This is a genomic window from Arthrobacter sp. ISL-72 (genome assembly GCF_018613755.1).
Classification (GTDB): domain Bacteria; phylum Actinomycetota; class Actinomycetes; order Actinomycetales; family Micrococcaceae; genus Arthrobacter.
Window position 1 is genome coordinate 1 of record NZ_JAGGPP010000054.1, and the last position, 6,327, is coordinate 6,327.

The following is a 6,327-nucleotide window of genomic DNA, read 5'->3' on the forward strand; positions in this document are numbered from 1 at the left end:
CCGTTCCGAACATGATTTGTTGGGTGACCGTGATGTTCCCGCTGCCGCGTACTGGGGCGTGCACACGCTCCGGGCCGTGGAGAACTTCCCGATCACGGGCCAGCCGCTGTCCTCGAACATGTACCTGGTCCGGGGCCTGGCCGCGGTGAAACTCGCCGCCGCCCGCACCAACCGCGAACTGGGCCTGCTCGATCCCGAACGCGCCGACGCCATCGAAGCGGCCTGCACCGATGTCCTGAACGGAAAACTCAGCGACCAGTTCGTCGTGGACGTCATCCAGGGCGGCGCCGCGACCTCCTCGAACATGAACGCCAACGAGGTCATCGCCAACCGGGCCCTGGAAATCCTCGGACACCCCAAGGGCGACTACGCCCGCCTGCACCCGAACGACCACGTCAACCTCTCCCAGTCCACCAACGACGTCTACCCCACCGCGGTGAAACTCGGCACCATCTTCGCCGCCCGCGAACTGCTCGCCGCCCTGGAAGAACTCGAAAACGCGTTCGCCGCCAAAGCCGCCGAGTTCCGCACCGTGGTCAAAATGGGACGCACCCAGCTCCAGGACGCCGTCCCGATGACCCTCGGCCAGGAATTCGGCACCTACGCCGTGACCATCGGCGAGGACCGGCTCCGCCTGGCCGAAGCGGACCTGCTGATCCACGAAATCAACCTCGGCGCCACCGCCATCGGCACCGGCCTGAACGCCCCGGCCGGCTACGCCGAAGCAGCCTGCCGGCACCTGGCCGAAATCACCGGCCTGCCGCTGGTCACCGCCGTGGACCTCATCGAAGCCACCCAGGACGTCGGCGCGTTCGTGCACCTCTCCGGCGTCCTCAAGCGCGTCGCCGTGAAACTCTCCAAAATCTGCAACGACCTGCGCCTGCTCTCCTCCGGCCCGCGCGCCGGCCTGGGCGAAATCAACCTCCCGGCCGTCCAGTCCGGCTCCTCCATCATGCCCGGCAAGATCAACCCGGTGATCCCCGAAGTGGTCTCCCAGGTCGCCTACGAAGTCATCGGCAACGACGTCACCATCACCATGGCCGCCGAAGCCGGGCAGCTCCAACTCAACGCCTTCGAACCCATCATCGTCCACAGCCTCCACAAGAGCATCTCCCACCTCGAAGCCGCCTGCCGCACCCTCACCGCACGCTGCATCCGGGGCATCACCGCCAACACCGAACACCTCCGGCTCACAGTGGCACAGTCAATCGGCCTGGTCACTGCGCTGAACCCCCACCTTGGCTACGCCACCGCCACCGCCATCGCCCAGGAAGCCCTCGCCACCGGCAAGGGTGTCGCCGAACTTGTCCTCGAACACAACCTGCTGACCGCCGAGCAGCTCGAAGAACTCCTCAGCCCCCAACGCCTCGCCAACCTGAGCAAGTAGTCCCGCAGAGCCAGCACCCCGTCCCGTCAGGGAGCAGGGGGCACACCGTCGTGCCCAGATGACCCCGACTGACTACAGAAAAAACGGAACCGATGACGAGGACCGTTCCTTCACCGGCCGCCATCCCGGCCCCTACCCAAGGATTGACTATGAGAAACAAATCAACGATGTGGATTCTGGCAGCGCTCGTTTTTGGAATCGGCAGCGGCCTGCTCCTCCACTGGCTGCTTCCGGCTGACGCACGCGGTTCCGTCGTGGGAGTTCTCGACACCGTGACGCACATGTTCCTGAACCTCATCAAGATGATCATTGCCCCGCTGATCTTTGCCACCCTCGTCTCCGGCATCGCAGGAGCTGCCAAGTCCGCCGGAGTGGGAAAGCTCTTTGGACGGTCGATGATCTGGTTCCTGTCCGCCTCAGTCCTGGTTGGAGCCTTCGGATTCATCACCGCCCACGTACTCAACGTCGGTGACGGGCTCAACCTGATGCCGGGAGGTGACGCGGGGATGGAGACGAAGCCCCTCGATTACCAGGAGTTCATTACACACATCATCCCCACCAGCGTCTTCGCTGCCCTGACCGCCAACAACCCGCTTCAGATCCTGGTATTCGGCGCTCTCTTCGGCATCGCCCTGCTGAATCTTCGCAAGAAGGGCCGGTCATCGATAGCGGATGCCATCGATGAACTGATGGGCGTAATGCTCAAGGTCACCGGGTATGTGATGCTGGCGGCACCCGTCGGCGTCTTCGCCGGCATCGCGGCGGCCTTCACCTCCCAGGGCCTCGACGCGTTTGCCACCTATGCCTCGTTCATCGGCGGTTTCTACGTTTCCCTGTCGGCCCTGTGGGTCGTTATGGTCGCCGTTGCCGTCGCTTTCCTCGGACGAGCGGCCTTCCGTCTGGTCCGGATGGTGCGCGAACCCATGGTGATTGCGTTCGCTACCTCCAGCAGCGAAGCTGCTCTGCCGAAGCTCATTGAGGGCCTGACCAAGTTCGGCATCGAGAAGCGCACCACCGGTTTCGTGCTGCCGCTGGGCTACTCCTTCAACGTGGACGGCTCAATGATGTACATGACCTTCGCGTCGGTCTTCCTGATGAACGCCTATGGCATCCACATGGACCTTGGCCAGCAAATCGCCATGACTGCCATGCTCCTGCTCAGCAGCAAAGGCATGGCCGGCGTGCCGCGCGGATCGCTCGTCGTCGTAGCCGCCGTGGTTCCCGCATTCGGCATCCCCGCCGCCGGAATCGGTGTCCTGCTGGTGATCGACCAGCTCCTGGATATGGGCCGTACCGCCACTAATATCCTGGGAAATGCCATTGCCACCGCGGTCATCGGCCGCAACCACGACAAGGCAGCCGCCCTCCTCGATCCGTCGCCTGCCGAAACAGCCCACGAGGCCGCGCAGGACACCGAAAACAGCAGGGAGCCTGAGCCCGTTTCGATGCACTGATCCCGCCCGGCCCGCCAATCCCAACCAGCGAACCAATTTGCACACTGGATGAAAGGCATGGAAATGACCGCAGACTTTGAGCTCCGGAGTCCGACGGATCTGTACCCCTTTGAGCGGAGGGAAAGGGCGCGGAGCGGATCCATCAGATCCCAGATCGTCGGCTACCTGGCAGGCAATGGTGCCAGCAAGCTAGCCGACATCAGCAATGGCATCGCCACCTCGCGGGACTCAGTCAGATACCACCTGGCTGCGCTGGAGGCCGCTTCGGTCGTCCGTTCCGACATTTCCGCGGGAGCAAGAGGTCGGTTCACTCCCTTCTACGCCCTCACGCCCGAAGAAACAGAGTCGGGCTCCTAGCCGGACGGCGCCGGTTACCAAGTGAGCGGACGACGGCGGGAGGTCCCGCCGTCGTCCGCTCACTCATTTCGCGCCGAAAGCGGGAGTTTTTGTCCAGATAACGGGGGTTGAGGGCTTCAAAAGTCCGATTATCTGGACAAAAACTCCATTGCTGGGGCAGATCGCGGGCGCCGTCCCGGCCGGTCTTTCACTCGCACTGGCCCGCACTGACCGCCGTATTGGTTCCGGGACCTAAAAGAGGCCGTTGGATTTAGGTCAGCTTCCATATTTTCGGGGATTAGCAGTGGATAGCATTGGGTGGACCGGACAGAGCCGTCCGGGCTCGAGTCAATGTCAGAAGGAAGCACATGGCCGCAGCTACAGTGGACGACATCCTGTCGGATCTCCCTCTGGGTTTCGCGAGCCTCATCCTTCGGCCGTCCCGCGCGGACTCTCCGATCGAACGCTTTGTGATCGTAGACGCCGACGACGAGACTTCCGACGGGCGGGCGGCGTTCGTCCTGCTGATCGGAGTTCGCGGACGCTCCGCCCTGCCCGCAGTGCGTCGCCTGTTGAAGAATCCTCCCCTGGTGCTGGCCGTCAAAGGCGGCCCCGGGGAACTCGGGGAAGCGGAAGAACTGCTCCGGGGGGCCGGAACGGGCCTCCTGCTGGTGGACCCGTCCGCCGACTGGGACCGGCTTCTCTCAATCGCGAAGGACCGGATCGAGCCGCGCAGCTACCAGAGCGAAGTCCTGACACTGCTCGAAGAAGACCTGTTTGCCGTCGCCCAGACGACAGCCCGCCTGACCTCCAGCCACGTGGTCATCGAGGACGCCGCGAACAAGGTCCTGGCGTACTCCACGGTCACCAACGACATCGACGAACTCCGCAAGGCCTCGATTCTGGCCCGCCGCGGCCCCCGCAAGTACGAACTGCTCCTCAAAGATCTGGGCGCCTACCGCGAACTGCACCGGACCCGCCGGGCTGTCCGTGTTCCGGCCAGGCCCCAGGACGGGCTGAGGGAACGCGTCGCCATCGCCTTGTTCGCCGGCGACCGGATCATGGGGTACATCTGGCTGCAGGAAACCGGGGACGGGTTCCGGTCCGATGTTGACTATGTGCTGACCGGTTCGGCAGCCCGGGCGTCAGCCGAACTGATCCGCTACCGCAACCAGCAGTCAGTACACATGCGCGAGGACCGCATCGCCCGGATCCTTTCGGGTCCCGCGGAAGCCGCTGCAAGCGCCCACAGCGAGAAAATCCCCGCTGACCGCCCCAGCGCACTGATGCTGATCGGCATGACATCCGCTGCAGCACAGGAGGACGACGCAGCGCTCAAACACGGAGAGCTCGCCAACCTCGCCTCGATCCACGCGGCTGCGTACAAACCGTCCGCGATCGTCGGACAGTTCAAGGGCGACACTGCGGTGATCATCCCGGCGCTGCAGTCCGCCAACGCCGAAGCCGGACTCCGCAGCCTTGCCGAGGCCATCGTCAGGGACGCCGAAAAGCACCTTGGCACCACTCCGTTTGTGGCAGTGGGGCCTGTGGCCCCCGATCTGCTGTCGATTCATTCCGTGACGGCGCAAACGGAGGCGTTGCTGGGCTGCGTGCGGCGGTCCGGGCATGCTTCCGTGGCCACCGTTGACGATTTCGAGGTGGACATCCTTTTTCACGATGCAGTGGAAAATTTCTCCGCCTCGGCTTCGGCGTTCCGGCATCGCAACCTCTGGGCCCTGCTCCGCAACGACGGCGAGCTGGCCGAAACCCTCCGCGCCTATTTCGACGCGTCGCTGGATGTGGCCGAATGCGCACAGCGGATGAAGCTGCACAAGAACACCGTCTACTACCGGATCAGCAAAGCCAGCCGGGTAACCGGCCTGAACTTCAACGATCCCCGCCATTCATTGGTCGCCCTCCTCCATATCCAGGAGTGGGCCGGCAAAAATAAGGAGCAACTGGGCAAGAAATGATGACAGCACTCGATTCGCCGCCCGTCGGCGTGGTCCTGGATGACATCGTCCGCAACCACCGGCCCCGGAGCGCGGCGGGGTCAGTCCCCCGGGGCATCCCGCACCTGTCATCCCCGCCGTTCGACCGTTTCGGGATTGCGGTGGCCACGACGTCCGGGGAGGTGTTCAGCTCCGGTGACGCCGATGTCCCGTTTTCAATCCAGAGCATCTCGAAGGTGTTCTCGCTGGCGATGGCACTCGGCGCGGGCAACCCGGATGCGCTCTGGTCACGGGTCCTTCGTGAGCCCTCGGGAACGTCCTTCAACTCCTTGGTGCAGCTGGAAGTGGAGCACGGCATTCCCCGTAATCCGTTCATCAATGCAGGCGCCCTGGTGGTCACCGACCACCTGATGGAAAAATCTCCCGACGCCGCTGCCGAGGTCCTGCGCTTCCTCGCCGGCCAGGTGGGTCACCGGAATGAAGGCAAGGGCCCCTTCATCGACGAGCTGGCTGCCGGGACCGAGCTGGCCCACAGCAGCCGCAACCTCGCTCTTGCCCACTTCCTGACGGATTTCGGCAACCTCAGGCGGCCCGCCCAGGCAGTGGTGGAGAACTACGTCAGGCAGTGCTCCATCATGATGAGCTGCACCGAGGTGGCCAAAGCAGGACTGTTCCTCGCGCAGGACGGGCAGGGAGCGCAGGGAACTGTCGTCTCCCCCAGCCAGGCCAAACGCATCTGCTCCATCATGCTGACCTGCGGCATGTATGACGCTGCCGGCGAGTTCGCCTTCCGGGTGGGCCTTCCCGGCAAGAGCGGTGTTGGCGGCGGGATCCTGGTGATCGTCCCCGGGGAGTGCTCCATCTGTGTCTGGAGTCCCAGGCTGGACTCCAAAGGCAATTCCCTGGCCGGAACCGCCGCCCTGGCGGATCTGTCCGACCGTACCGGCTGGTCGGTTTTCTGACCTCCCCACTGACCTACCCGCAGATTCAACTCCCCCAACCGAAGGATCCCCCATGCCTGAATCCCAGCAAGGTGCCACGAACACGGCGGCTGTCACGGACCATACGGTTCCGGCCCAGGCGCATGCCACTGAAACCCTCCTGCACGCCGAGGACAAGGGCTACCACAAGAGCCTGAAACCAAGGCAGATCCAGATGATCGCGATCGGCGGCGCCATCGGCACCGGCTTGTTCCTCG

The 6,327-nt window shown here is 64.0% G+C and carries 5 protein-coding genes and 1 pseudogene; all 6 read left to right on the top strand.

The window, feature by feature from the left end:
* On the top strand, positions 1 to 1,387 hold a 1,387-nt coding region (locus J7I92_RS23500), incomplete at its 5' end, for an aspartate ammonia-lyase (protein WP_214844393.1).
* A 149-nt stretch (positions 1,388 to 1,536) separates the two neighbouring features.
* A complete protein-coding gene (locus J7I92_RS23505; protein WP_214844394.1) occupies positions 1,537 to 2,841 on the top strand; it encodes a dicarboxylate/amino acid:cation symporter in 1,305 nt (434 codons plus the stop codon).
* Between the two features lie 63 nt (positions 2,842 to 2,904).
* Positions 2,905 to 3,198: a hypothetical protein gene (locus tag J7I92_RS23510; protein ID WP_214844395.1), complete on the top strand. Its 294-nt coding sequence runs from the start codon at positions 2,905 to 2,907 to the stop codon at positions 3,196 to 3,198.
* 347 nt (positions 3,199 to 3,545) lie between these two features.
* A complete protein-coding gene (locus J7I92_RS23515; protein WP_214844396.1) occupies positions 3,546 to 5,150 on the top strand; it encodes a CdaR family transcriptional regulator in 1,605 nt (534 codons plus the stop codon).
* A complete protein-coding gene (locus J7I92_RS23520) occupies positions 5,147 to 6,091 on the top strand; it encodes a glutaminase (RefSeq protein WP_214844397.1) in 945 nt (314 codons plus the stop codon). Before J7I92_RS23515 ends, J7I92_RS23520 begins: the two co-directional genes overlap by 4 nt.
* A 52-nt stretch (positions 6,092 to 6,143) precedes the next feature.
* Positions 6,144 to 6,327 (top strand): annotated as a pseudogene (locus J7I92_RS23525) (L-asparagine permease); the annotation flags it as partial.